General features: G+C 70.5%; 19 protein-coding genes, 3 pseudogenes and 1 CRISPR repeat array. Of the genes and pseudogenes, 14 read left to right on the top strand and 8 right to left on the bottom strand.

Translation table 11 applies throughout. From position 1 onward, the window contains the following. Positions 1-302: 302 nt before the first annotated feature. The 8 genes and pseudogenes from ACWCPY_RS39995 to ACWCPY_RS39960 form a co-directional block, all read right to left on the bottom strand. A complete protein-coding gene (locus ACWCPY_RS39995; protein WP_451273624.1) occupies positions 303-2,576 on the bottom strand; it encodes a CRISPR-associated endonuclease Cas3'' in 2,274 nt (757 codons plus the stop codon). A gap of 259 nt (positions 2,577-2,835) precedes the next feature. Next, a CRISPR array of direct repeats spans positions 2,836-3,458; the repeat unit is 37 nt; unit sequence GTGGCGGTCGCCCTTCAGGGCGGCCGAGGGTCGCAAC. A gap of 487 nt (positions 3,459-3,945) precedes the next feature. Then, on the bottom strand, positions 3,946-4,146 hold the full coding sequence (locus ACWCPY_RS39990; protein ID WP_451273622.1) for a hypothetical protein: 201 nt from the start codon (positions 4,144-4,146) through the stop codon (positions 3,946-3,948). Beyond that, entirely contained in the window at positions 4,143-6,740 is a 2,598-nt protein-coding gene (locus ACWCPY_RS39985; RefSeq protein ID WP_451273620.1) for a hypothetical protein, read from the bottom strand. The genes ACWCPY_RS39990 and ACWCPY_RS39985 overlap by 4 nt, the downstream gene beginning before the upstream one ends. Positions 6,741-7,521: 781 nt before the next feature. After that, positions 7,522-7,788 carry a helix-turn-helix domain-containing protein gene (locus ACWCPY_RS39980; protein ID WP_451273618.1) on the bottom strand — a complete coding sequence of 89 codons (267 nt, stop codon included), beginning with the start codon at positions 7,786-7,788 and terminating at the stop codon, positions 7,522-7,524. Positions 7,789-8,324: 536 nt separating this feature from the next. After that, a pseudogene (locus ACWCPY_RS39975) lies at positions 8,325-9,529 on the bottom strand (dihydrofolate reductase family protein). Between the two features lie 43 nt (positions 9,530-9,572). Next, on the bottom strand, positions 9,573-10,721 hold the full coding sequence (locus tag ACWCPY_RS39970) for a DNA-binding protein (RefSeq protein WP_451273626.1): 1,149 nt from the start codon (positions 10,719-10,721) through the stop codon (positions 9,573-9,575). 63 nt (positions 10,722-10,784) lie between these two features. Continuing rightward, a pseudogene (locus ACWCPY_RS39965) lies at positions 10,785-11,003 on the bottom strand (helix-turn-helix domain-containing protein); the annotation flags it as partial. A gap of 199 nt (positions 11,004-11,202) precedes the next feature. After that, complete coding sequence (locus ACWCPY_RS39960) at positions 11,203-11,535, bottom strand: GntR family transcriptional regulator (protein WP_451273616.1); 333 nt, start codon at positions 11,533-11,535, stop codon at positions 11,203-11,205. Positions 11,536-11,937: 402 nt separating this feature from the next. Here ACWCPY_RS39960 and ACWCPY_RS39955 point away from each other — a divergent pair, with 402 nt between their 5' ends. The 14 genes and pseudogenes from ACWCPY_RS39955 to ACWCPY_RS39890 form a co-directional block, all read left to right on the top strand. Further along, the gene (locus tag ACWCPY_RS39955) at positions 11,938-13,053 is read left to right on the top strand and encodes a hypothetical protein (protein WP_451273614.1); all 1,116 of its coding nucleotides are present in this window, start codon (positions 11,938-11,940) and stop codon (positions 13,051-13,053) included. Positions 13,054-13,248: 195 nt separating this feature from the next. After that, positions 13,249-13,656, top strand: coding sequence for a WhiB family transcriptional regulator (locus ACWCPY_RS39950; RefSeq protein WP_451273612.1), 408 nt, complete (start codon positions 13,249-13,251; stop codon positions 13,654-13,656). A gap of 180 nt (positions 13,657-13,836) precedes the next feature. Further along, the gene (locus ACWCPY_RS39945) at positions 13,837-14,295 is read left to right on the top strand and encodes a hypothetical protein (RefSeq protein ID WP_451273610.1); all 459 of its coding nucleotides are present in this window, start codon (positions 13,837-13,839) and stop codon (positions 14,293-14,295) included. 299 nt (positions 14,296-14,594) lie between these two features. After that, positions 14,595-14,780 (top strand): hypothetical protein, encoded by a 186-nt coding sequence (locus ACWCPY_RS39940; protein ID WP_451273608.1) that lies wholly within the window; start codon positions 14,595-14,597, stop codon positions 14,778-14,780. 137 nt (positions 14,781-14,917) lie between these two features. Next, positions 14,918-15,295, top strand: a complete 378-nt coding sequence (locus ACWCPY_RS39935; protein ID WP_451273606.1) for a hypothetical protein — start codon at positions 14,918-14,920, stop codon at positions 15,293-15,295. 97 nt (positions 15,296-15,392) lie between these two features. Continuing rightward, positions 15,393-17,990: a hypothetical protein gene (locus ACWCPY_RS39930; RefSeq protein ID WP_451273604.1), complete on the top strand. Its 2,598-nt coding sequence runs from the start codon at positions 15,393-15,395 to the stop codon at positions 17,988-17,990. Between the two features lie 477 nt (positions 17,991-18,467). Beyond that, on the top strand, positions 18,468-18,779 hold the full coding sequence (locus tag ACWCPY_RS39925) for a hypothetical protein (protein ID WP_451273602.1): 312 nt from the start codon (positions 18,468-18,470) through the stop codon (positions 18,777-18,779). 233 nt (positions 18,780-19,012) lie between these two features. Further along, a complete protein-coding gene (locus ACWCPY_RS39920) occupies positions 19,013-19,378 on the top strand; it encodes a hypothetical protein (protein ID WP_365750273.1) in 366 nt (121 codons plus the stop codon). Continuing rightward, complete coding sequence (locus ACWCPY_RS39915) at positions 19,375-19,593, top strand: hypothetical protein (protein ID WP_451273600.1); 219 nt, start codon at positions 19,375-19,377, stop codon at positions 19,591-19,593. Before ACWCPY_RS39920 ends, ACWCPY_RS39915 begins: the two co-directional genes overlap by 4 nt. Then, positions 19,590-20,090, top strand: a complete 501-nt coding sequence (locus ACWCPY_RS39910; protein WP_451273598.1) for a hypothetical protein — start codon at positions 19,590-19,592, stop codon at positions 20,088-20,090. The genes ACWCPY_RS39915 and ACWCPY_RS39910 overlap by 4 nt, the downstream gene beginning before the upstream one ends. 46 nt (positions 20,091-20,136) lie before the next feature. Next, complete coding sequence (locus ACWCPY_RS39905; RefSeq protein WP_451273596.1) at positions 20,137-20,655, top strand: hypothetical protein; 519 nt, start codon at positions 20,137-20,139, stop codon at positions 20,653-20,655. Positions 20,656-20,800: 145 nt separating this feature from the next. Further along, positions 20,801-23,344, top strand: coding sequence for a hypothetical protein (locus tag ACWCPY_RS39900; protein WP_451273594.1), 2,544 nt, complete (start codon positions 20,801-20,803; stop codon positions 23,342-23,344). A 444-nt stretch (positions 23,345-23,788) separates the two neighbouring features. Then, positions 23,789-24,247, top strand: a complete 459-nt coding sequence (locus ACWCPY_RS39895) for an RRQRL motif-containing zinc-binding protein (protein WP_451273592.1) — start codon at positions 23,789-23,791, stop codon at positions 24,245-24,247. Between the two features lie 19 nt (positions 24,248-24,266). After that, a pseudogene (locus tag ACWCPY_RS39890) lies at positions 24,267-24,650 on the top strand (hypothetical protein); the annotation flags it as partial.

Here is a 24,650-nt window from a genome sequence, read left to right as displayed (position 1 = left end):
CGGCTGCGGACTTCGTCGTCGGGAGTCAGTGACATGCAGCGAAAGTACCTTGCGCCTCATGCCTCAGAACGCTTGACGAGCAATAGGAGCATCAATCCACCTCGGAAACAGAAAAACCGCTGCTCACACGGACTTCGGCGTGCTACCTACCGAACCGGAACCTGCCATCAGCTCGGACACCGTGTGCCAGATGGCCGCGACCCTCAACCGACACCAGACACAGTCGGTCGCCCAGAGTTCGGCCAACGAGCTTCCAGCCCATCGGCGCACCCACCGAAAAGCAACCTGCCCACCCTGCCAGCTCAAAATACGTAGCCACCCCGGTCCTCGGGATCATCCGCGTCCAGACCGCGCACCGGATCGTAGTACCCCCGCCACACCACAAGATCACCGATCACCGGCTCGGCCAGCCCCGCGCGCAGCGCAGAAGCGACCTCGTGCCTCGGCAAAGTCGCCATGTGCGGCTGCAGCCGACGCAACGGTCCCGGCCCCGACGGGAAGCGACCACGAAGCAGAGCGACGTCCGACTCAATGGCATCCCGCTCCTCATCCGGCCTCTCCGGACGGATCGCGACGACCGACTGGGCGTACCTGTTGTCGATCATCTGGAATTCCTCCGCAACAGCGGGAAAGTCCCACCTCCGGCGCAGCTCCTGAATCCCCTCCCCCATCGACCGCCCATCGGTACCCTGCAGCGCCCAGCGCTTCTCGTAATAGAGGCCCAGGGCATCCAGATCATCCGGCGCTGACATGTCCGGCCCGAAAAACTCCGCGCTCGCGTCCAGGGCCGCCTTGTACGACAAGTCTTTCGGGATACCGCCGTCAACCGGCCGGAACACCACCACCACGCCCCCCTCCAACAAACGACCGTCACGGTTGCAGCGGCCCGCCGCCTGCTGCAGCGCCTCTGCCGGCGCCCACGCCCGGTACACCCGAGGGAAGTCCACATCCACGCCCGCCTCAATCAACGACGTGGACACCACGTGCACCGGACGCCCGGCCTCAAGCTCACCCCGCACATGCCTGATCACCTCACGCCGGTGCTCAGCGGTCATCCTCGTCGACAAGTGCCACACCGGAGCCGCCACTCGCACCCCGCCATCACTCGCCCCTGTCAGAAGACGATGCAGCCGCGCGGAGTCCCGCGTCGTGTTCACGATCGTCAGAACCCGATCCCCGCCCTCAGACGCGATCTCCCCCGCGATCGACTCCCACGTCAAATCCGACCCCAGACGCCACTCATACCGAACCCGCCACAGCGCCTCGAACAGCCCTGTCACGTCCTCCACCAAGCCGCGACGCGGAAGCCCTTCCAACTGCGCCAGAGACCAGAACGACGGCTGCGTCGCAGATACCAGCACCACCGACGCCCCGAAGTGCTCCACCAGATCACGCAACACGCTCAAGATCGGAATCAGCAACCGGTCGGGGAGCGCCTGGACCTCGTCCAGCACGATGACCGCCCCCGCCAACCGGTGCAGCTTCCGCATCGCGGAGGGCTTCCGCGCGAACAGGGACTGGAACAGCTGCACCGTCGTCGTCACCACAACCGGCGCATCCCAGTTCTCGGCCGCCAGGCGCGCCCAGGCCCCCGCGCCGTCCTCCTCGTCCAGCTCCACTGAACTGTGGTGCTCCAGCACAACAGGCCCATCTTCGTTTCCCTCAGGGGGATCGAGCAGATCGCGGTACACGTCAGCGTTCTGCTGCGTGATGCTGATGTACGGAACAGCGAACACCACGCGCCCCAGGCTGTGCTTAGCCGCGTGCCTCAACGCGAACCCACCCGCCGCGATCGTCTTCGCCCCGCCCGTCGGCACATGCAGCACATACATCCCCGGCACACCCGCAGCCGCCGTCAGCGCCTCCTCATATACCCGCTCTCGCAGCTCATCCACCGGGGACGCCTCACGCCGGGCGAGCAACCGCGCTCTCCGCTGTTCAAAACGTTTCAGTAACTCCCCCATGTCCGCGCGCACGGCGACGCGCGGCTTCCCGCCGGCGAAGTGGGCTGCGGTATCGAGGTAGTCCGCGTCGACCACACAGCTGAACACCATGCGAGTGAAAACATCCAGGGCAAGCGCCCTCCTGTGTGGCGACTCAAGCCCAGTAAGCCAGGCCGGCGGCAGAATCCGGTCGTCCCGCAAGATCTCTGGCACCACCCGGGCCACGGCCTCTGTCGCCTCCCGGGCACGATCCGCGTCCTGCCCAGCCCCTCGTAACTCGGCCAGCACATCCTTGATCTTGCCCTGGTCCGGCAGCCCTCCGTGATGCCCTTGCACCACTGCGGCAAGCTGACGCCCCACCGTCTGCGCGGCAAGCACAGTGCCAGCTTCCTTGTGAGGAATCCCTACCGGCTTGCCCGTCGGCTCGGCATGAAAGACCAAGCGATCCTGCCAGGCGCAGCACCCCTTCCCAATATCATGAACCAGCGCCAGGTACTCAGCCACCTCGCCAGCGCCGAAAGCCTCGGCGAAGGCTCGGGCCAAGGCCGCTGAGCCACGCAGATGGTCCTCCAGACGGTGCCGGCCCCCCGACTGCGGGCTACGGCTGTGGGCGAACAACTCACGCTCCGGCATTGATCCCCTGAGGTTCGAACCGTAGACCTTAATCAGAAACCGACACCCTAAGATGAGCCACTGACACGGCCATGGACACGTGAGACTGACGTAGGCGCGAGTACGGCCCTGCCACGAACCGCTTTGGCACTTCGGAACCCCAAGCACACACACGACACGCCTATCACACCGAAGAAGAATGCCCATTTCGTGCGTATATCAGCACTCCCTCCTCTCAGCATGAACCCGCCCTCTATAGTGAATCCGCAGGTTATTCAGCGTGGCGGTCGCCCTTCAGGGCGGCCGAGGGTCGCAACACCTGATCGTTCGTCGCCATCGGTGCGACGCCCGCGGGTGGCGGTCGCCCTTCAGGGCGGCCGAGGGTCGCAACCGAAGGGCTCGCCCCGCATGCGTCTGCGATCGCCCTGTGGCGGTCGCCCTTCAGGGCGGCCGAGGGTCGCAACATACCGGTTCCCTTCCAGGGGAGTTGAGATTGTTCGGGTGGCGGTCGCCCTTCAGGGCGGCCGAGGGTCGCAACTACGTGATCGCGCCGCGCCACCGTGAGCCGATCCTCCGGTGGCGGTCGCCCTTCAGGGCGGCCGAGGGTCGCAACGCCATGAGGAAGAGAGGGAAGTCGATGCGGCGCTGTGGTGGCGGTCGCCCTTCGGGGCGGCCGAGGATCGCAACCAACGCCCCTGCCAGGAAAGGTTGATGCGGTGCCTGTGGCGGTCGCCCTTCGGGGCGGCCGAGGATCGCAACCACAGCCCCGAGGCCGCGTGGAACACCTCCGCCAGGTGGAGGTCGCTCTTCGGGGCGGCCGAGGATCGCAACGACACCAAGACCGTCGGCCGGGTCGGCTACGGCACGTGGCGGTCGCCGTCCGGGGCGGCCAAGGATCGCCAGCCGCAGCATGCTTATGCCTGCCCCTGTCAGGCCAGTGGTACCCACCCGAGGGAGAAAAGGAAAGGTCAGGACAGACGCGTCACCGCTCGATCTGTACGGCGATGTCGGTCATGCGAGGGGTCGGCGCCGAGACCCTCCAGATGGTGATTCTTGTGCCGGTGGCCAACTGCGCAACGACAGGCACGGGCGCACACTCAGCGCAGAAGGCAAGGCAGAGCAGGGGGCCCTGCGCGATCAGCGCTCGGTCCCGAGCCCATGTGGCGCCTTCCTCGTGCGCAGCCTGGTCGGCCGGGTGGACCGTGGCGTGCACCGGAGCGCTGGAGACGGCGGTGGCGGCCGTGTGTGCCGCAGCCAAGTGCGCGACGTGGCGGTCGAACGCGGACTCGCCCAGCAGCCGCAGGACGCCCCGATGCTCCGGGCCGAACGCCTCGATGGCGTCGTGGCAGGTATCCAGCCGGGGTGGTGGCCGCCGCGGTGGGACCGGCCTTCACGTGCGCGGACGCTCGCGCCCAGCACCGTCTCGTTGGCCGCCGCAATCAGCTGCGGCGCGCTTCGTGCCGCAGGCCGGGGCGTTGGGGACGACGCCCAGGCGGCCACTGTCCGCGTCGAGGCCCACGGCCTGGACCCGGGCCGCGAGAAGGGCCTGACACGCGAGGTCTACACCGCTCAGATCCGACTCGGTGGTCATGCGATCACCGTCCTGGTGGCGGCGTGCAGCGGGCGTGCGGCGAGCTCGGGCAGCCGGTCCGCCCACAGTGCGGCTGCGGCCTGCTCGGTGCGGGCTGCGCCCTGCTTGCGCAGCTGCTTCAGCCGCGCCGCCAGCAGGTGTTGCGCAGTGCGTTCCCTCGCCGTGTCGGCGGCCTTCGTCGCCGCGGCAACGGCGTCCGCGCCGTTCGGGTTGTGCTGGAACCAGTGCCGGTTCTGTTCGGTCCGGTACGCCTGCCGAGCCTCCGCTTCGGCCTCCTCGGTCCGGCCCAGCACGGCCAGGGCGTTGCGCCGGTACTCCGGGAGGGCCTGCTCGGCGGTGTGGAGGGCCCCGTACGCGAGCACGGAGGCGGTGCCCACCGGGTCGGTTTCCTGGTCGGCCGGGTCCATGGCGCGCAGGTAGTCGGCGCGGACGGCCGCGATCTCGCGCTCCAGCGTCACCCTCACATCGGCGGTGACCGCAGCGACACCGGTCGGATCGGTCAGGTCAGCGGACCAGGCGGCCGCAACCATTCCCGCCTCCGCGATCAGGGTTTCGGTCCGGCGCTGGTAGCCGCACGCCTCGCAGAGCCCGGCTGCCTGTTCCTGCCCGCAGTCCTCGCACGCCAGCGCCTGACGGACCGCGTCGGCGGCGGCCGAGGCCGCACGTTCGCGCTCCGCCTGCTCCTGAGTGGCCGCACGGGCCTCATCGCGTCGGGCCTGCTCCGCGCGGGCCTGCTCCCGCCGCCAGACGAAGTCCTCCGCCTCAATGGCCGCCTGCTCACGCAACCGGTCCTCAAGGACACCTTGGCGCTCGCTGTCGGACAGGCCGGGCAGCTCCCGGTCGATCTCCGCACCGATCCGGGCACGGTGGGCACGGCGGATGTGAATCACGTTGGCGCAGTTCTCGCATCCGCTGCCGGTGTCCAGCCGGGTTCCGTCGTCGCAGCGCCGGTCCGAGCACGCCTGACGCTGCACCAGGCCCCGCCGGATCAGCCACCCGTAGGGCCTGCCGACCAGGGCCTCGCCGCCGGTCTCCTCCAATCGGTTGGTGAGCCGGTCGGCCAGCAGCCGCGGCGCGCCGCCCGGCACCGCCAGCAGCCCCCTCAGGCAGGCCAGCTCCGCCTTCGCGGCCGCCTCCACCTGGTCCTGCTGCCACCCGGACAGCTGCTCCCACAGCCAGGCCACCGGCCCCAGCGCCACCCGCAGACCAAGATCAGCCGGAAGGCCCACCCTCCGCTGCTGCTGCGTCTTTCCACGACCCATGGCTTTCGGCCGGCCACCGGCTCCAGCCACGGCAGGCCGCTGCGCCACCCGCTCGTCGACCGGGGACTTCTTCGGCTTTTCCCCGCGCAGCGGGCCGCCCCCGGCCACCGGCGGCCCGGCCGCGGCAGCGGTGGTCCCGCCTTCGGCGGCCTGGTCCTCGCGCACGCACGCGCGCTCCGGCCGACGGCCTTCAGCCCCACGGCCTGCGCCGGAAAAGCCACCAGAGAGCGCAAGAGACCCATCAGGAGTAACCGCAGAAGCGTGGAGAGCGTGGTGCTGTGCAGTTGCGGCGAGGTCTGCAGATCCGGACATCTCGCCCTGCCCGGCATCCTTGATCCCAGTCGCCACAAGGGTCTCGCCCGTCTCGCCCGACCCAAGATCTCCGGATGCAGTACCGGCGAGGTCTGAAAGCACGGCCTTCGCCGCCCGGCGGGCCTCCCGCACGGCCACACCGTGGGCCTCAGCGACCGGTACCAGGCGCACCCGCGACCGTGCGCGCAGACCCGAGCCGGTCTCCTGGCGCACCACGTCCGCGACGCCGTGCTCCTGGAGGCGCTTGAGCACCTTCGCCCCGGCCGCCGCCGTGCAGCCCAGCAGCCGCGCGACTGTCGCCGCCGGACGCCCACGCCCGGTGTCCACCGACCCGGGGCACAGCTGCAACCAGCCCGCCGAACCCGTCGTCAACACCATCAGCAGCAGCCCGAGCCGATCCGTCGCAGCCCCCCGGCCCATACGCCCGGCAAGCAGCCCGGCCGGGACCGGCACCTTGTCCTTCGGCGCCCACCCCGGACCGAACAGCACCTCGATCAGGCTCAGCAGCACCGCCAGCTCAGAGCGCGACAACGCCAGCGCGTGCCGCCGGTCGCCGGCCTTCTGCGCCCGGTACATCGGGATCACCCAGCACTCCAGGCCCGTCGCGTGCCCGAAGGCGTTCGTCGCGACGTTCGAGCCGAGGAACCCCGCACCGCGCAGCTCGGGCAGCACCGTGTGCGCGACCGTCGACTGGGAGACCCCCAGCCAGCGACCGAGCTCCGCCGCCCAGATCGACGCCTGATAGTCGTCGCGGACCTTCGACTTCGCCGTCAGCACCACCGAGGCCAGCCGCGCGCCGTCCGACGCCCCGGCCAGCGCCGGAGCCGACACCAGCGCGCGCACCGCGGCGAGCAGCCGGGCGCGCATCGCCTTCGACAGCTGGAGCGGATTGCCCAGCTCCAGCGGAACGACCGGGCCAGCCTGCGCCGGGACCGACCGCAGCCGACGGCGCGACGCCCCGCCGGTGAACGCCGTGCGAGGGCGCGGGAGCACAGCGGCCGACGCCGCCACGGCACTCACCGGGCCGCCCGGAAGAGTGCGGGCACGTGAGGATGCGGACGAGAGATAGGGGTCATGGCGGCACCGTGGCTGATGCGGGGGTTAGCCCCGCAAGCCCTGCTCTCACCGAGCACGACTGCACTGTTCGAGCCACCGGCAGCGTTTGTTGCGTCGGTTACACCCATGGCCAAGGATTTATGCGGCCAAAACGAACAAGTAACCCAAAGCGCAACCGACTCCCTTGGTGTGCAGGAAGATTGCACAGCCCGTACCGGGGTGAAACGGACAAGGTCAAGCTGACAAGACGCATCATTCTCAGGCATTATGAGAAAGGACCTGCTCTCCAGATAGCTGGACCGGCCAAAGCCCCTCCGGGCTGGACGGCCAGATGTGCGGATGTGTGGGTGCCGCTCCCTTCGTGAGAAGTGGGCGGGCGCCAATCGGGTGGGTGGAGTTTTCTCCTCTCCTCTCGGTGGTGGTGAACCGCCAGACCCCTGTGGTGGGGGCCTCGCGGTTCGAGCGCGCAGCTGGTGCTGCTGCGGCTGTGGTGGCCGTGGTTAGTGGCCGAGTTGTGCGATAGAGATGAACTGGCTCTAAGAGCCAAAGCTCAGGACCGGGGCGAACCGGGACTGAGCAACCGACCTGGATGGTTAGTCCAGTCGGAGCGAAGGGCCGCGCGAGGCCGAGCGGGTGGTGAATCCGCTGAGTGGTACGCGCGGCCGGTGGCGGCTACGTCGTCACCCCGACCCCCTCGAAACCGAAGGTGGAGTCGGCGTGCCCGAATACGGCCGAGATCGTGAGGTCATCCCTCATCCGGAGCCTCCTTGACTGCGTCCGGATGCTTCGCGGCCAGTCGCCGGAGGAGATGTGCGTACGCGCGGCGATTTCCGCGGTGAGGCTGGGCGAGCCCTGCCTCCCACCGTGCGATCGCAAGGCGCTTGACGCCGATGGCGGTGGCTACTTCGGTTTGTGTGAGGCCGGCAGCGAGTCGGAGTTGCTTCCGGACCTGAGGTGTGGGGAGGGTGTCCTCGTCTACCAGGGCGTCAATTCGCCTCAGCGGATCGGACATCGAAACCTCCACCGTAGGGAACCATTCCTGAAAACATACATGACTCCGACGGCCTTTGGTTATGAGAACGAGCGTGTTGTCGTACGAGACACCGATCGACCCCACATGGCACCCCTCCCTCTGGTGACGGCCTCTCCGCTTCCTATGTGAGAACGTGCAGGTGGAACCCCCACGTGCGCCTGGATCGGAACTCCGTTGCTCCCGCTTGGCGGGAAGCTGGTTCGAGAACGTCCAGCCACACGGGAAGCTGAAGTCGAACGCCCGTCAGGGGATGTCGGGCGAAGGCCAGTCCACGGGGCACTGGCCGCCGCGCAGCACGCGGAGAGGCTGCTACCGCGAGGGCCAGTGAGCTCGACGCCCGGTAGGGCTCCTGCCTGTGTCCTGCCTCGCGCTTCTCGATTTTGACGGCACGCTGGACGAGGTTGACAGCCGCGATATCCCCTAGAAGTGCGGGGAGTGTTCCGCGTACCCCAATCCGTGTATCCGTGCCGCAGCGGATAGACCGTCAGGCGAGCGAGGGGCATCGACTTTGTCACTTATTCCCCCGTAGATCGGAGAAGGTGACGGTTGGGCGCTTGTGCTGCGGCGGTGTACTCGGGCACCTCGATGACGGTGGCCCCAGCTTCCTGAAGGAGTTCATTGCCATCCGCGCCGGGGACGAACGTGTCCGGCTCACGCCAGGCGCTGACGACTCGGTGGATCCCGGCGTCCCAGATGAGCTGGGCACACGGCCGGGGCCGGGACGCGCGCTTCGCGCACGGTTCGAGGGAGCTGTAGATCGTGGCGCCGGCGAGGCGCGGATCAGCGTCGGCGAGTTTGGCCAGGGCGCCTTCCTCAGCATGGTCGTGGGGGTCACGTTCCCGGGAGTAGCCACGGGCCAGTTCCGTGCCGTCGGCAGCGACGATGACCGCACCCACACTAAAGGCGGTGCTGGACGGCCGACACAGAGTGGCGAGTTCGCAGGCGATGGCCAGCCAGGCCCGGTCGGCGCTGGTGGCTTCGATGCCGGCACCGGGCTGGCCGCAGGCCGAGGGAGTGTGGCTCACGACGCCTCCTGGCTGAGCTCCTTGGGCGCGAACCGGAGCAGCGTGACGTCGCCGATCTGGCGGGTCTCCAGGTGGCGGATGCGGTTGGTAGGTCCACCGAGGTAGTTCCCGGGGCCGAGCATTCGTACGGCGTCGCTCTGGCCGACGAAGAGAGGGGCGATGACGAGCTGAAGTTCATCGGCGAGAGCCTGCTGTAGAAGCTGAGTGTGGACCCGTCCGCCGCCTTCGACCATGAGCCGCTTCACGCCGTAGACGTTGCCGAGGACATCTAGGGCGACCGGCCAGGTGTGGCTGGCTGGAACGCCTTGGATAGCGGCGAGGTCACCGAGAGCCTCCCCAGCCTTCTCCGCTGCCTTGCTACCAACAGCGAGGACAAGCTTTTCTCCCCCGTGGTGCCAGAACTTCCAGTTGGGGTCAAGGTCGCCGGTCCCCGTGATGGTGACCTTGAGCGGGTATTCCGGGAGGCCAGCCGCGACCCGCGCGGCGCGGCGCTCCTCCGAGTTCACCAGGAGGCGCGGATTGTCAGCGCGGAGGGTACCGGCGCCGACGAGGATCGCGTCGGAGCTTGCCCGAACGGAATCGACGCGATCGAAATCCTCCTTGTTGGAGAGCATGAGCCGGTCCTCGCCCGGCCGGGTGTCGAGGTATCCGTCGATCGATACGGCGGCGGACAGCAAGACATACGGGCGGGACACGGGGCGGCTCCAGTTGGCGAGTTGGGAAGGGCGGGGCGAGCGGTTAGTTGAGGTGAAGCACGATTCGGTCGAGTGCTGCCCGGAAATCGGTGACCCCGGGCTCACGCGGGACGGCTGCGAGGGCCTGGTCGAGCTTGTCGAGCTGCCCGATGATCCGGGCGCTGCCGGTCTCGGCGGCGATCCCGACGGCCTGCAGACCAATCTCGGCGGCGCGCACGTGGTCGCCGGTGCCAGCGTGGGCCCGCGCGGCACGGGCGAGGTAGACACCGCGATCGCGCCGGTAGGTCGGGGGGAGAGCAGCGAGTGCGCTCTGGAAGCCATCGGCGGCCTGGTCGTATCGGCCGAGGGCGGCGTAGGAGCGGGCCCGCGCGGTGTGGATGTACGGAACGTCAAGCCAAGAGCCCCAAACGCCGTCGTCGTCGGACGCATCCAGGAGGGCGAGCGCGGTGTCGTAGTTGCGGAGGGAGTCAGGCTCCTCGCCGAGAACAGCATGGGCATGGGCCTGGTGCATGACGGCGATGACCTCGAGGCGACTGCCGGGCCGCGCCGTTCGGCGGGCAGCGGCGGCGAGGCCGAGAGCATCGGTGGCGTGGCCGGTATCGATGGCGAGCTGGGCCTTGCGGCCGAGGATGTACGCGGTCAGGGCGTGGTCGCCCGTGATGTGGGAGGTATCTAGGGCACGGGCGGTGTGCCCATACGCTGCCCTGTCGTCACCGCTGTCCTGGGCGAGCCAGCCGGCCAGCTCCTCGTAGCGGGTCTCCAGTTCCAGGAGACGAGCGCCGTCGGCCCCGCGGGCAGTGCGACGGCGTGCGACGAGCGCGGCAAGATGCTGCTGAAGTGCGGGCAGGACGTGCCGTGGGCCGATCAAATTGTCGGTCTGGATCATCACGCGGCGAAGCTGCGTGTAGTGCTCGGCGGGGGACGCCATCCCGGCGGGGAAGGCATCAGAAGCTTCAGCGGAGGCGGGCAGAGCCATGACGGCGAACCCGGCGACGGCGGAGGCCAGCACGGTGCGGCGGGGCACGGGCACGTAGGAGATCCTTCCGTTCATGCGGCAGGGGACGACGACTATGTCCGCGTCGTCAGCATCTGAGCCTGCCTGCCCGACCGTGTTGGTGGCCAGGTCCAGCAGGGGCTTGGCCCCATGGCTCGGGAGCTTGGCCCCATGGCCCCGTGCCCCAGCTCTGGACATGCTGCGCACGGTTGTCGCACCGGGCTGTTCACTGTCGGCGCGGTCCCACCCGCGGACTAATGCGCCGCCTGCATTGAGTGCTTCGTCAGCTGCGAGCGCTACGGCCCGCGGCACAGGGCGCTCTGCGCGCTCAAAACGTCCCAGGTGGGCCTTGTCGCACAGCACTCTCCTTGAGAGTTCCTGCTGGGACATACCTCGGGCAGTCCGGGTCTCCCGGAGCTCATATCCCCAGCGGTGCCACGGGCCAGCATCTGGCGTCAGCTCTCTCGGCTGCTGCCCCACGCGCCCTCCGGTAACTCGTCGCTGATCTAGGTGTGTTGCTGTGATGCCACCCTCTCCCAGATGGGGCCTGCGGGGCCAGCTTCCTGGGCCTCATGGCACCCCTCCCGGTGGTGGGGCGATTGGAAATAGAAACGAGGTCAGCGAACCGGGAACGGGCAGAGGAGGGCTACCAATGAACGCGGCTATAAGTGGAAGAGGATCAGTCATCGAGTCTGTTCTCAATCCGGTCCAGCCGAGCGGCGAGCCTCTCCACTTGAGCCTCAAGCGCCTTGATGGCTTGGGCGGTCGGATCCAGATCCGTCTTGCTGGCGGATTCGCTGACGTAGGACCCGCTGCCCTGGTGGGAGTAGATGAGGCCGGCGGAACGCAGTTCAGCGAGTGCTCGTTGAACGGTTCCGGGGGAAACTCGGTGCTCAGTTGCCAGGTCACGGGTGCTCGGCAGCTTCTCGCCGGCCGTGAACTGGCCCGAGACGATCTTCTCCCGAACGTCCCGCACGATTCGCTGGTACGGCTGCACTGCCTCGTTGGTCATGGACATCATCGTAGGTCGACCTCCTCAACTTAGCTAGCTTCCTCAGTGAACTACTTGACTGACTGAATTGTATCAACTAAGTTAGCCACGTCGACAAGGTGAGTCGGTCGATATAAGCACCACCACAGGAAGTCGTCCGCCCTTCGGGGCGGCCGGATGGGGGAGCCAGAACCTCGGTTCCCTTCGCACCATCGCAATTCCGTAGTAGTAGTCGCCACTTCGGTGGCCGCGCGGGAGTCTGAGGCAACTAACTCCTCCCCCGTGTCCGTGACTGTTTGCACTGTCGCAGCGCGTATGCGCTGTCGGTCCGTCAGGGCACCCGGATTTTCCGGTGGGCCCTGACGAGGCCGAGAGAGCACCCGCGACGCCCCCAAACCCGCATGCTTCGTGAGGAGTTTCCCCATGCCCACAGCCCTCCGCGAGGTCGAGACCGTCAGCCGTCAGCGCAAGCGCCGGACGCGATCCCGCACGATCAGCCACCTCGACACCCTCGTCGTCTCCACCCTGCAGCCGCACGAGTACGACCTCGACCCCGCCTGCATCTCGCTGGTCTGCCCGAGCTGCCGGACCTGGGTCCCGATCCGCGTCGCCGCGACAAAGCGGGCCACTGCCAAGCTCGTCCCGCACCACACGGAGACCGCCGGCACCGAGGACCCGGTCCGCTGCCGCGGCAGCCACCGCCTGGTCCTCATCAACATCGACGAGGAGAAGTGGCGCCGGCGCCTCGAAGAGGGCATCGCGGAAACCAACGGCCGCCGCGCCAACCGCGTCGTCCGCAAGCCCCAGGCGGGCCCCACCCCGGCCGTCATGCAAATCGTCGGCGGCCTCGTCGACGACAAGACGGCACGCAGGATGAACGAGATCCACGTCAAGGGCTGCACGACCTGCTCCGCCACCACACCCCGCTGCGCGGACGGCCGCCGTCTCGCCGCAGCCGCACCGAAGCTGGTCAGCGCGCACGTCTCGGCCTGCACCACCTGCGCCCCCGCGAAGTCACGGTGCGCCGATGCCCGTCGCATCGCCAAGACCGCGCCAAAGCTCCTCCGCGCGCACCTCGCGGCCTGCACCACCTGTGCCCCGGCGACGTCCCGCTGCGCGGGTGCCCGCTGCATCGCCGAAGCCGCGCCGAGGCTCGTCCACTCGCACCTCGCGGCCTGCACCACCTGCGCCCTCGCAGAGTCCCGTTGCGCCGATGGCCGCCGGCTCGCCCAGCTCGCCGCCCACACCCAGCGGACCGCACCCCTCCGCCGTCAGAAGCAGACGCAGCAGGAGGAGTGGGCCGACCAGCGCGCATGGGGGCTGCGCCTGCTGCACGACCAGCAGTGGGACAAGGTGGCCGGCCCGGTCCACAAGGCCGACCAACAGCGCGCCCGCGACATCCTCGCCGCGCTGCGCAAGATGCTCCTGGCCCCGACCAAGGCCGACGCCAGGCCGCTCACTAAGTGGGAACGAGCCGACCTGGAGACCACGATCGCGGTCCTGGAACGGCAGGAGAAAGACCTCACCCACCGCTGGTAGGCGCTGGACGAACGACCACGGCCGGTCACCCCGACGAAACGGGGCGACCGGCCGTGGCTGCTCGTACGAACAGCCAGAACCACAAACAACCCCCAAGCCCCGCTCTGGGGGCTATCACGCTGCCCGCAACGGAAGGACCCCGCTGTGACGCTCAACAGGATTGCCCCCGAAGCCACCCGCTTAGCTCGCCGCCCCGTGCTCCAGGCCGCCGTTACTACCGGCGCCCGCTGCGACGACCGGGAACAGTACCGCGATCTGCTCGACCGCAACCGCAGCGCACCGCCCGCGATCTGGGCGGCGCAGCAGGCGGCCGCCCAGAAGCTGTGCGCCGCATGCCCGGTCCGACCTGCGTGCGAGGAGCTCGCGCTGCGGTACGGGGAGGGCGACCGCAACAGCGACGACCAGGTCCGCGGCGGCCGACGCGGCCAGGACCTGGCCATCGACCGCGAGATCCGCCAGCCCGGCCGCCTCGCCGCCGCGGTCACAGCAGACGGCCAGCAGCTCCTGGAGCTCGCCGTCGCGGCCCGCGACACGGCCGGTGGTGTTGGCACCGACCGCGTCGCCTACGTACGCAATAACCACAGCATGCCGGTCGCGGCCTGACCCGCCCTGTGCTGCACGTCGCCCCCAGCCCGCCTCCTCGCGGGCTGGTGTCGGCGTGGGGCTACAGGACCCCACCGCGCACTGCCGGGGAAAAGGGACAGGCCCCCGACACGGCGCTGAAGACGCCACATGTGCCAGGGGCCAGCGCGGACCGCCTGATCTCACAGAAAGAAGATCCGCATGAGCATTATGACGTGCGCGACAGCCGCGACCATCCCCGTCCTCGGCACGGGCAACTGTCCGCGCTGCCACGGCGACTTCGAATCCTGCCAGTGCACCGGCGTCGCCCAGACCTCGACCACCACCTCGCTGCGCGCCGGGTGGTACGAGGAGCAGGAGGAGCGGGACAACGAGCTCGGTCCCATGCCCGACGAGACCGAGTTCCACCAGCTCGTCCAGCACCTCGTCGACCAGGGTGACGACCGGGCCCAGAAGACCGGTCGCCACGCTCGTCGGACTCTGGCCGAGATGGCCCCCGAGTATGTGCGGCAGCCCGTGCTGGTCCTGCACCGGCCGGTGATGGCCAATGACGCCTGCCCGCTGTGTCACCGGTGGAACTGCGACCCCAGCAACTGCCCGCCCCGCGTCGCGCCCGCCCCGACCCTTGCGGCCGGTGCCAGGACGGCGGTGCCCGCATGACCTCCCGGCTGACGGACGAGGAGCGCAAGGAGCTCTCCGACAAGGTCAAGGACGTCAACAAGCGCAGCGAGAACCGCCCGTAGTGGCAGCAGTAATACGGGCCGCCCGTGCCGCGCAGCATCGCGCGGCACGGGCGGTCACCCGGTACGGCCTTGCGCATCCGGTCGCCCTCGCGCTGCTCGCGGTCGCCGCCACGGCGGCCGCCAGGGCCTGGGACACCGGTCACCCCGTCACTGACACCCACATCGCTCCTGCCCGAGAGGCTCCATCCCGCATGCCCAACCAATCGGTCGGCCGCCGTGGCTGACGACCTGTACACCCGCTACCAGCGCGCACGCGAAACCTGGCGTGCTCACAGCGAGACCTGCGAGCCCTGTCGGTCCAAGCAGCACTGCCCCACCGGAGCCCTGCAGTACCGGCGGCTCGCCGACCTCCAGGACGCCTACCTCCGCGGTCTGCGCTCGCGCCGCTCCGGCTCGGACTGACCCACGACACGGGACGGGAAGTCGATTCGCGTCCAGCCCCGCGCTGCTTCTCCAGGCCGGCTGCCCGTCACACGGGCAGCCGGCCTTTCGCACCGCCCCGGTCCGGGCACAAGCCCGACCCGATCCGAAGGAGACAAATGAACACCAACATCCCCGCAGCCACCGCGGCCGCAGCGGTTACGTACAAGTGCGACGACTTCGTGCTCTACCGCGACCCGGAGCGGTTCTGGGCGGGCGCGCCGACCCACACGTTCGTCTGCCGGGTCGATGGGACCATCCCCTTCACCTGCGGCGAGATCCGCTACACCCTCGCCCGCCTGAACGGCGGCGGCCTGATCAAGCTGGCCCGCGCCCAGTACATGCGGCTGCTGCCGCCGGCCGACGCGATGCGCGACATCGACGCCGCCCCGCTCAACACCGACACGGGCGTGGCCGACATGACCCCGGCCGCTGTCGCCTGGCTCACTGCGCAGGCCGCGACCGCCTCCCGGCGCCCGGAGCTGCCGCGCGGCTGACCTGACTGCCCCTTTTCTCGCTGCACCGGCCTGCCCCGCCCTTCTTCATGCCAGGGCGGGCGGGCCGGTGCCCCACTACTTCAAGGAGTTTCCCGCCGTGGCGACCGCCCGCTCGAAGTCCCTGGCCCGGCGCAAGCCGCAGGCCCGAACCCGTAAGACCACCACCAAGACCAGCACCGCTCCCGTCCCGGTCGCGACATCACACGACATGGTTGTTGCGCCGAGGTTGCGTCCGGCCGCCGATCCGGTGGTTGCCGATGCCCGGGACCGGGCCGCTGATGTGGCCGACCTCCTGCGGGAGAACGCGCAGAACGAGGCGCGCCGGCTCCTGGAGGCGGCCGAGGTCCGTGCGGCCGGCCTGACCGACCAGGCGTTCCGGCAGTCGCGGGAGGTGCGGGCCGTGGCTGAGGCCCGCGCCCGCCAGGTCCTCGCCGAAGTGGTCGAGGAGTCCGGGCGCAGGCTGACCGTAGCTGCTGCGGACGCGGACCGGACCCGCAGCGACGCGGCCGAAGAGGCGCAGCTGATACGGCAGGACGCCCGCCTGGATGCGAAGAAGGCGAGTGCTGCTGCCCGTGCGGTCGCGGCTCGGCACCGGGCCGAGGCGGACCGGATCGGCAGCGCGATCGAGCGGCGCGCCCAGGAACGGGCGCAGCAGGTCCGTGGTGATGCCGGGCGTGAGGCCGAGGCGCTTTTGGAGCGCGTGGCTGAGGAGGCGGCCGGTATCAGGGCCGGTGCCGAAGCGGTGCTGCAGCAGGCACGGGCTGATGCGGAGCGGGAGTTGGCCGCGGCCCGTGCTGAGGCTGGCATGGTGCAGACGCAGGCCGCCGATGCTGCTGCCCGTCTCTTTGAGGAGGCTGGGCAGGAGGCAGAGCGGTTGCGTGCGGCTGGTGCCGGGGATGCGGAGCGCGTACGGGCCGAGGCCGCGGCCGGTGTTGAGCAGCAGCTGTGCGAGGCGCGGGCGGAAGCTGCCCGGCTGCGTGAGGACGCCGGCCGGGACCGTGAGGCTGCGGTCGCGGACGCGGCTCGTGCACGCAAGCTCGCTCAGGAGGACATTGCCCGGGTGCGGGCGACGGCGGCTGAGGACGCCGAGCGGCTCACCCGTACCGCCCGTGGGGAAGCCGACCGGCTCTTGGCGATGGCGAGGCAGAAGCGGGACACGGATCTCAAGGCCGCCGAGACGGTGCTGGCTCAGGCCCGGATCAGGGAAGGAGACGCGGCCGTCACGCTGAAGGCCGCCGATGACGCCCTGGCGGAAGCCACCGTCCGGATGCGGCGCGCGACCTCACGCACCGAACAGGCCCTGGAACGCAAGCAGCTCAAGCACGAGGCCCGTACAGCACGGCGGGACGAGAAAGCCGGCCGGAAGGCGAAGGCCCGTGAGGTGCGGGCCGCGCGCCGTGCCGGGCAGCCGGCCGTGACCGAGCGGGTCAAGAAGTTCGTCAAGGTGAACGCGGAACGGTTGATGGTGATCGGCCCGATCACCGCGCCGATGGCGGTCGCGTGGACCGGGCAGGCCGGGTTCGCTCACGACATCCTGGGCTGGGTGGCCCCGTTCACGATTTTGTTCGCTGCCGCGTGGGAGCTGTCGACGGCGTTCGTCGGGTGGATGTACCACCAGGCCCGCCGGGGCGGCGACGCCGGAACCCTGTACCGGGTCTCCACCTGGATCTTCGCTCTCGGTGCCGCGGTCATGAACTTCTGGCACGCCTCGGGCGAGCCGGTGCCGGGCAGCCGGGTGTGGGACGCGACGGCCCAGGCGTGGACGGAGCAGATCACCTACTGGCACTTCACGCCGAAGGCCGTCGCGTTCGCCGCCATGTCGATTGTCGGGATGGTGCTGTGGGAGCTGTACGCGTCGCTGATCCACCGCCGCAAGCTCCGTGAGGACGGCAAGGTCGCCAAGGCCCGCCCCTCGATCGGCATGGTCCGCTGGGTCCGCTACCCGGTCCACAGCTTCACCGCATGGTCCCTCGCGATCACCGACGCGCGCCTGACCACGCTGGACCGGGCCTGGACCGCGGCCGGTGCGCAGCTCGCGGACCGCAGGGCGGTCCAGACCGGACGGGCCCTGCACCGTGTCGTCGTCCCCCGCATCGGGACCGACGACCACGGTCCGGCCGCCATCCCCACGGTCCTTACTCTCACCCGCATGGACCGGCCCGGACCGGCCGACGGCCTCGGCCCGGTCCGCCCGGTCCAGCATGACCGGTACCCGGTCCGGTCCGGTCCGGACGACCGGCACGCGGTCCACGGACCGGTCCGGTCCACGGACCGCCCGGACCGGACCGGCGGACCGGCCCTTGCGCTGGAGTCCGGTCCGGCGGGCCGGGCGGGCGCCGACCTGCACACCGGCCCCGGTCCGGACCGGACCGCCAAGAGCGTGCCCGCTGCGCACACCGCACCGGCCACGCGTGGTGTGACGGTCCGGACCGAAGCCACGGACCGGACCGGACCGGTCGGTGGTCCGGAAGGGCGCGTCGGCAGTGCTTCGGACCGGGCGGCGGATGACGGTCCGGACCGGACCGTCATCACTCTCACGGACCTGGAACGGACCGCCCTGGACCGGCTCCGGTCCGAGGACCGGCCGCTGAACCGGTCCAACATCGCCGCTGCGGTCCGGACCGAGGGCGGGTCCATCGCCACGGACCGCGCCGGTCAGATTGCCGTCGCGCTCAAGCAGCACGCGGTCCGCTGACCGGACCGTCCGGACCGCATCACGTCCTGACCCCGCATGGTCGCCACCAGCCCCGCCCACCGGCATCCGGTGCGGGGGCCTGGTGGTGCGCCACGGCCGTCAGGCCGAACAGCCGCTCCCGGCCCGCTTTCCAGGGCCCGGCCAGGAGCGGCCCCTTTTCACCCCCAACACCGTCAGGAGTGTCATCACCATGGCGTTTTCGGTCTGATCGGCAACGACAAGGACCTCGCACAGCAGTACAGCGGACAGGAATCCGCGAGCGAGAAGGCGGCCCGCAAGCGCCGCGAAGGCCACCACCGCAACGCCAAGGCGGCGGACCGGCAGGGCCAGGCATGGGAGGCGTCCGAGCGCTCCCGCCAGGACCGCGGCGGCTGGTGGCGCACCCGCTGACCAGCCCACACACCCGATATCCCGCACCCGCAGGGCCGCACCAGCATCCGGTGCGGCCCTGCGGCCCATTCCCCCCTGGAGAACCCTGTGCTGTTCGCCTGTCTGCACGTCCGCCGTCCGCGCCGTCTGAACCACCTGCGGCGCCTCGCCGCCGACGTCCCGGTCACGGCGACCCGCCTGCCCGGCCGGCTCCTGCCCGACACGCAGTACCCCGCCGGCCCCGTACCGGCGCGCCTGCCCGACGGCTTCCACCCCGCCGACCCCGTACCCGCACCCGTTCCGGCCGGACCGGCCCCCGTGGACGCAGCCGAACACAAGGTGCGGACCTGGCTCCACACCAACCAGGTCGGCCGCTGCGACCTCGTGACCAGCCCCGATGAGACGGGAGACAGGTGGTGACCGACACCACGTACACCCGCCACACTCAGCCGATCGAGCCGACCACTGTCGAGCTCTCCAGCGAGCGCACCGACCGGGCAACGCCCCCTCCACCACCGCCTCCGTCCCAGCCGCCGACGCCGCCGTCGGCGAGCCCGGAACCGGTCCCGCCGCCCCGACGCGGAACACCCCCTCCGCCCCCGCCGCCGGCCGGGCCTCCGGCGGCGCCTCCATGGTCCTGGGGCGGCGGCGGTGTGATGGCACCCCAGGCGCCCCCTGCACCCGCGCCGGTGGAGCACCACTACCACTACTACCCCGCCCAGCAGGACCGCCCGCCGCGGTTCAGCGTCTCCCGGCTCAGCCCGGTCAGGAACGGCACCGCCCTGGTCGCGGGTCTGCTTCTGCTCCCGGTGACGGGCAAGGCGCTCCACATCTGCGGGGACGAGCCCGGCGTCCTGATGGCCGCGCTGGCCATCGCCGGAATCCTGGAACTGCGCACCCACAGCCGTGTCAGGTCCTGGCTGGTGCGGGTCCTGACCTGCAATCTCCTCGTCTCCACTGTGGTCACCCCGGCCGGCCTGTACCTGTACGGCTATCTCCTCACCGGGGTGTGGTCATGACCAGCGCTCAGATCCTCGTCCTGGCCGGCATCCTTCCCCTGGGCCTCCTGACCAGCCTGCTCCTCCGCAAGCACCGGGCGGCCCTGGCCTTCCTCCGGGCCGTCGGGGAAGCAGCCGTGCTCGGCATCGTGCTCGGCGCCGCCTTCGCACTCGGTACCGGCCCTCTGCTCGGCGGCAGCCTCATGGCGTCCGTCGTGGCGGTGGTACTGCTGTGAGCGTGACACCGGCCCAACTATCGCTCGGCGGCTTCGGCCTGGCGGCCGCGGTCCTGGTGCTCACGCTCGCCCGGTGGTGGCGCACCGGACGAGAGGCGCCGTCGGCGGCCGCCATCGCGGGCGGCCTGGTGATCGGCCTGCTCAGCGCCCTGTGCTCCGGCGGCCTGCTCGGCTGGGCCGCCCGCCGCACCGTCACCACCATCACCAACCCCCTCGGGAACGCCGTCGCCGGTACGGGCAGCAGTCGGCTGCTGCCCGAGACCGCGCCGTCCGGCATGAGCCCCGGCGGCGCCGTCGCCACCACCGTGTTCCTGGCCGTCCTCGTCCTCGCCTGGCGCTGCTGCGACAACCAGCTGCGCCGCCAGATCGCGGCCGGCGCGCTGGTCGGCTCGGCGGCCGGGCTGACCGCGGCGGCATCGGGCCTGGCCGCCCTCACCCTCATCCCGGCCGTGAACCACCTCGGCGACCAGATCACCGCCGCCTTGCCCTTCCAGTAACCCCTCTTCTTCCTTCCCCCTTTTTCGTATGTGACCGGAGGTCACCGTGCTCAACCTGCCCACTTCCACCCTGACCGCCGGCGGCCTGGCCATTGGCCTCGCCATCCCGGTCCACTTCGCCGCCCACTGGCTCAAGGCCAACTTCAAGGCCAAGAAGAAGGACTGGAAGACCCTGATCCCCTTCGCCGGCGGCATGGCCTACGGGGGCATGGCCTCCATGTGCACCGGCGGCCTGATCGCCTTCGGCGCCGGGGCCATCACCTTGTTCGGGAACGGCGCCGGGTCGCTGGCGCTGTGGGGGATCACCGGCGGGGACGCCACCCGGGCCGTCCGCGCCACCCCGGTCGAGCTGACCGCCGACGGCAACATTCTGCTTTTCCTCCTGACCGTCGTGGTCTTCGGCCTGTGGAAGGCGATCAAGTCCGAGGAGAAGAAGCTCGCCAAGCGCGGCATCGTCGCCGGTGTCCTGCTCGGCCTGTCGGCCGTCCTTGGCGGCGCGGTAGCCGCCACCGTGATCCCCACCGTCAACAACTTCGGGACGCAGCTCCTCGGAAACATCGGCTGACCCCACTCCCTCGACCGCCGTGTCCCGGCGCCATCGGTCGCCCGCACCCACCCGCACCGCCCCTCCGCCCCCGTGGCCAGGGGCGGCCCGTGCGTGCGGACGGCCGTCACCGCCCGGCCCCAGCCCCTGCCCCTGGAGAAGGACCATGACCCACCTGCCCGACCGGATCATCGTCGATGCCGAGTTCGTCGACGACGACGAACCCACCACCGCCCCCAGCACCGGTGCAGCAGACCGGCCCGACCGCCCCAGCCTGGCAGCCCGCACCGCCACCTTCCTCAGCGCGGCCGCCCTCAGCGCGGCCGCCCTCCGCGAGGCCACCGCCGTCCGCGAGGGCCTGCGCGTCCTGGGCGCAGAACGCGCCGGATGGTTCAACAGCGACAGCACCCTGGTCACCGACGCCCACGTCCGCGCCGACCTCCTCAACGACCGGCACGCCACCTGGCAGCAGGACCAGGCCCGTCAGGCGCAGCGCCTGACCGAGAAGGCCGAAGCGCTGGAGAAGTCGGCCGACGAGAAGGCGGCCGAGGGCAGCGCCGACGACGCCGACCCGGCCGACCACAAACGCGCCAGCAAGGGCGCCGAGGCGCTGCGCTCCGAAGCCGCCGCGTGGCGCGAGCGCATCCGGCAGATCGAGCTCCAGCCCTACACCGGACACCGCGAGCCCACCGCCGCGGAGCTCGCCACTCACCGCAAACGCATGGGAAACCGCCGCCGCTGGAAGTCCATCGCGGCCGGTGTGGCCGCCGGGTGGGGCATGCTCCAGTTCGGCGGCCCCACGCTCCTGGGAGGCCTCCTGAGCGGGCTGGTGGCCGTCGGCTGGGCCAAGGGCCGATTCACTACCTGGCGCGCGGCCCCGCCGGAGATCCCCCAGCTCGACTACGTTGCACCGGCCACCGCCACGGCCGCACCCACCACCGCCTCCCCCGGCCAGGCCGCGTTCATCCCCGGCCAGACCGGGCCGGCCGGGCCGGTGTTCACCAAACCGGCTACAGCTACGGCTGCGTCCGGGGCCGGGGCCGGTTTCACCGCGTCCTGGACCCCGGCCGACTCCCCCGCCCCGGCCACCCCGTCCGGTCCGGTGGAGGGGGAGCTGGACTGCGAGGAGACCGACCAGCTCACCGAGGCGATGCTCGCCGCCGGAGCGATCAGCGAAGGCACCGTCCGTCTCGCCCGGCCCGACTCGATCACGCGCGTGCCCGGAGGATGGCTCGCGCACATCGTCCTGCCCAAGGGCGACGGCGTGACCGTGGAGACCGTCCTGCCCAAACTCGGGCAGGTCGCCGGGGAGATGGGCCTGGACCGGGCCCGCTTCTTCATGGACCCGGTCCACGCCTCCGCCGGCGGCAACGCCAAGACGATCGCCGTCGCCGCCTTCCAGGAAGACCCGTTCACCACACCGCGGACCTCACCCCTGGTCGGCATGGACTCGGTCGACGTCTGGACCGACGGGATCCCCGTCGCCTTCGACGCCTTCGGCGCCCTGGTCAATTTGGTCCTCAAGGACACCAGCCTGGCCCTCGGCGGCGCCTCCCGCTCCGGCAAGGGCGCGGCCCTGCGCTGCATCATCGCCGGCGCCCTGCTGGACCTGCGGGTCAATCTCCGCCTCGTCGACGGCAAAGCCCCGGGCCAGGACCGCTGGAGGAACCTGGCCGCCACCTTCATCGACGAACCCGGCACCAAGGGTGCCAAACGCACCCGCGCCCTGCTCGAGTCCCTGGTCGCCGACCTGGACCGCCGTGCCACGATCCTCAAGCGGTACGGGATGGAACAGATCGACGACCCCGACCTGATCGCCGAGCTCGGCGGCCTCGAGCTCGTGGTCGTCGACGAAGCCGCGGCCATCACCGGCGACAGGAAGCACGGTGCGGCGATCAAGGAGGCGCTCTCCTCGCTGGCGGCCCGTGGCCTCGCGTTCGGCATCATCCTCGTCATCGCCACCCAGGTCGTCACCAAGGGCGCCGACGGCGTCCTGCCCCGCCTGGTCACCGGCAACATCACCTGGAAATGGGCGATGCGGGTCACCGAGACCACCGAATCCAACATGGCTTTGAGCCAGGGCGCGGCGAAAGCGGGCTGGGACGCCTCCACCCTCGACCCGGCGATCCGCGGCATGGGCATCCTCCTCGCCGACCGCTACCGCCGCATCCGCTCCCTCTGGCTCGACGGCCCCGGCCTCCTCACCCTGATCGACACCATCACCCGCACCCGTACCGCTGCCGGACGGCTCCGCGGCCAGTGGGCCGACCCCATTGAAGCCGCGATGCGCGGCCTGAGTACCCCGGCACCCGGACACACTGCGTCACCACGACCGGCCCCGCCGGTCGACGAGTACGACGACATCGAAGAGGGCCTGGACGACGAATTCGGCCCCGGGGGCGAGGACGACGGCGGGGAGCATGACGGCCTTGAGGACGACGGGTTCACCGCCGACGGCGTGCCCGTCCTCCTCCTCCGCGCACACGAGGCGGTGCTCGCCGCGGGCGGCCGGATGCACACCGGACCCCTCGCCGAGGCGCTCGGATACGAGGACTCGCGGAAGCTCGGGATCGCCCTCAACGGACTCCTGCGAGAGGTCGACGTCGAGCGCCCGGCAGGCGGCCAGCTCCGCGTCCCCGGCACCGATAAACCTGGCCTCGGCTACTACGCCGACACCCTCGCCACCGCCATCGACAGATACCGAGGGTGACCACCGCACCCCCAACACCCCCTACAGCGGCACCCCAGACACCCCGTCTGGGGTGCCGCCTCTGTATGGGGTCCTGACCTGCATGTATGGGTTGTCTGGGATCAAGAAGACCCCCCGGAATCCCGCCCGGCAGACCCCATACAGCCGCTCACCAGAGCCCACCCCTGACAACCCCGACACCCCATACAACCTCACGCACCGTCACTCACGCGTAAGAGGGCGAACACCCCGGCCCCCGCCACCGAACCCATCCCAACCACAGCTCTGCGCCCGCCGGCACCAGCACGACGCCAGCGGGCGTGGAGCACTGCCCACCAACGACTGGAGGAACCGCTCGTGCCCGTCCCCCCGCCCGCCCCGCCAGACCGGCCGGCCCCGTCCCCGGCGCCCCGGACCCCGCTACCCGAACCGGCCCGCCCGGATCCCCGGCGCCCGGAGCAAGTGATGCCCCGAACCCGCACGACGCGGCGCCGCACAGCCGCCCGGGTACCGCGCAGCACCGCGGCACTGCCCGAGTACGACCGCGGCGCCGTGCCCGCCGGACTGGTCACGCGGCGTGACCTGAGGGCAAGGAACCTCAGCCCCGGGCACAACCGGGGCCCGGTCGCGATCCTGCGCTGCAAGCTGTGCGCCACCCGCCCGGACTGGTCCTGCCGCCACCCCACCCGCGGCTTCCCGCTCCGCATCGACCTCGCGGTGCCCAAGAGAGTGCCGACGCTCGCTCAGGAATGGGCACTGGACCGGGCGATGGCCGCGAGAACCACCTGCCCGCAGTGCAGGCGCCGCTACGAATTCTGCCTCCCGCTGCGCACCCAGGGCGTCTGCGACCCCTGCGACAAGGGCTACGAGCCCACTCCCGGCACCTACACCACTCCCCCGGCCAAGCACCCGCTCGCCGCCTGAACCGAGAGGCCCACCACCCATGAACACCACCGCCAGCACCGACCCCACCGCCAGCACCGAGTCCGCCACGATGAACAAGAACCTGGACATAGGCTGTGCCGACGTCGCGGCGGAGATCGCGCGCACGGACCAAAAGGGCTCTTTACTCCTCGCCTTCGATGGTGCGGTCCTCGCGGGACTTGCCAGCCTCGCCGACAAGGACTTCGCCCTGTCCGCACAGATCATCGGCGGCGCCGCCGGCCTCGCCCTGGCGGCCGCCGCCGTGCTGCTGCTCCTGGTCGTGGGGGGGGGGGGGGGGGGGGGCCCCCCCCCCCCCCCGCCCAAGCCCGGCCGGGGGGGGGGGGGCGGCGCCGCCCAACACGCCCGCCCCAGGGCCGACCCCCCCCCCCACCCCACCGACACG

The sequence above is a fragment of the Streptomyces sp. NPDC002403 genome, assembly GCF_053593015.1.
This window is presented reverse-complemented; position numbering and strand designations above follow the sequence as displayed.

Excerpts from the sequence above, each read along its gene's own strand:
- ACWCPY_RS39995 (WP_451273624.1), bottom strand. The coding sequence starts at position 2,576 with ATGCCGGAGCGTGAGTTGTTCGCCCACAGCCGTAGCCCGCAGTCGGGG.
- ACWCPY_RS39990 (WP_451273622.1), bottom strand. The coding sequence starts at position 4,146 with ATGACCACCGAGTCGGATCTGAGCGGTGTAGACCTCGCGTGTCAGGCC.
- ACWCPY_RS39980 (WP_451273618.1), bottom strand. The coding sequence starts at position 7,788 with ATGTCCGATCCGCTGAGGCGAATTGACGCCCTGGTAGACGAGGACACC.
- ACWCPY_RS39970 (WP_451273626.1), bottom strand. The coding sequence starts at position 10,721 with ATGTCCAGAGCTGGGGCACGGGGCCATGGGGCCAAGCTCCCGAGCCAT.
- ACWCPY_RS39960 (WP_451273616.1), bottom strand. The coding sequence starts at position 11,535 with ATGACCAACGAGGCAGTGCAGCCGTACCAGCGAATCGTGCGGGACGTT.
- ACWCPY_RS39955 (WP_451273614.1), top strand. The coding sequence starts at position 11,938 with ATGCCCACAGCCCTCCGCGAGGTCGAGACCGTCAGCCGTCAGCGCAAG.
- ACWCPY_RS39945 (WP_451273610.1), top strand. The coding sequence starts at position 13,837 with ATGAGCATTATGACGTGCGCGACAGCCGCGACCATCCCCGTCCTCGGC.
- ACWCPY_RS39935 (WP_451273606.1), top strand. The coding sequence starts at position 14,918 with ATGAACACCAACATCCCCGCAGCCACCGCGGCCGCAGCGGTTACGTAC.
- ACWCPY_RS39915 (WP_451273600.1), top strand. The coding sequence starts at position 19,375 with ATGACCAGCGCTCAGATCCTCGTCCTGGCCGGCATCCTTCCCCTGGGC.
- ACWCPY_RS39900 (WP_451273594.1), top strand. The coding sequence starts at position 20,801 with ATGACCCACCTGCCCGACCGGATCATCGTCGATGCCGAGTTCGTCGAC.
- ACWCPY_RS39895 (WP_451273592.1), top strand. The coding sequence starts at position 23,789 with ATGCCCCGAACCCGCACGACGCGGCGCCGCACAGCCGCCCGGGTACCG.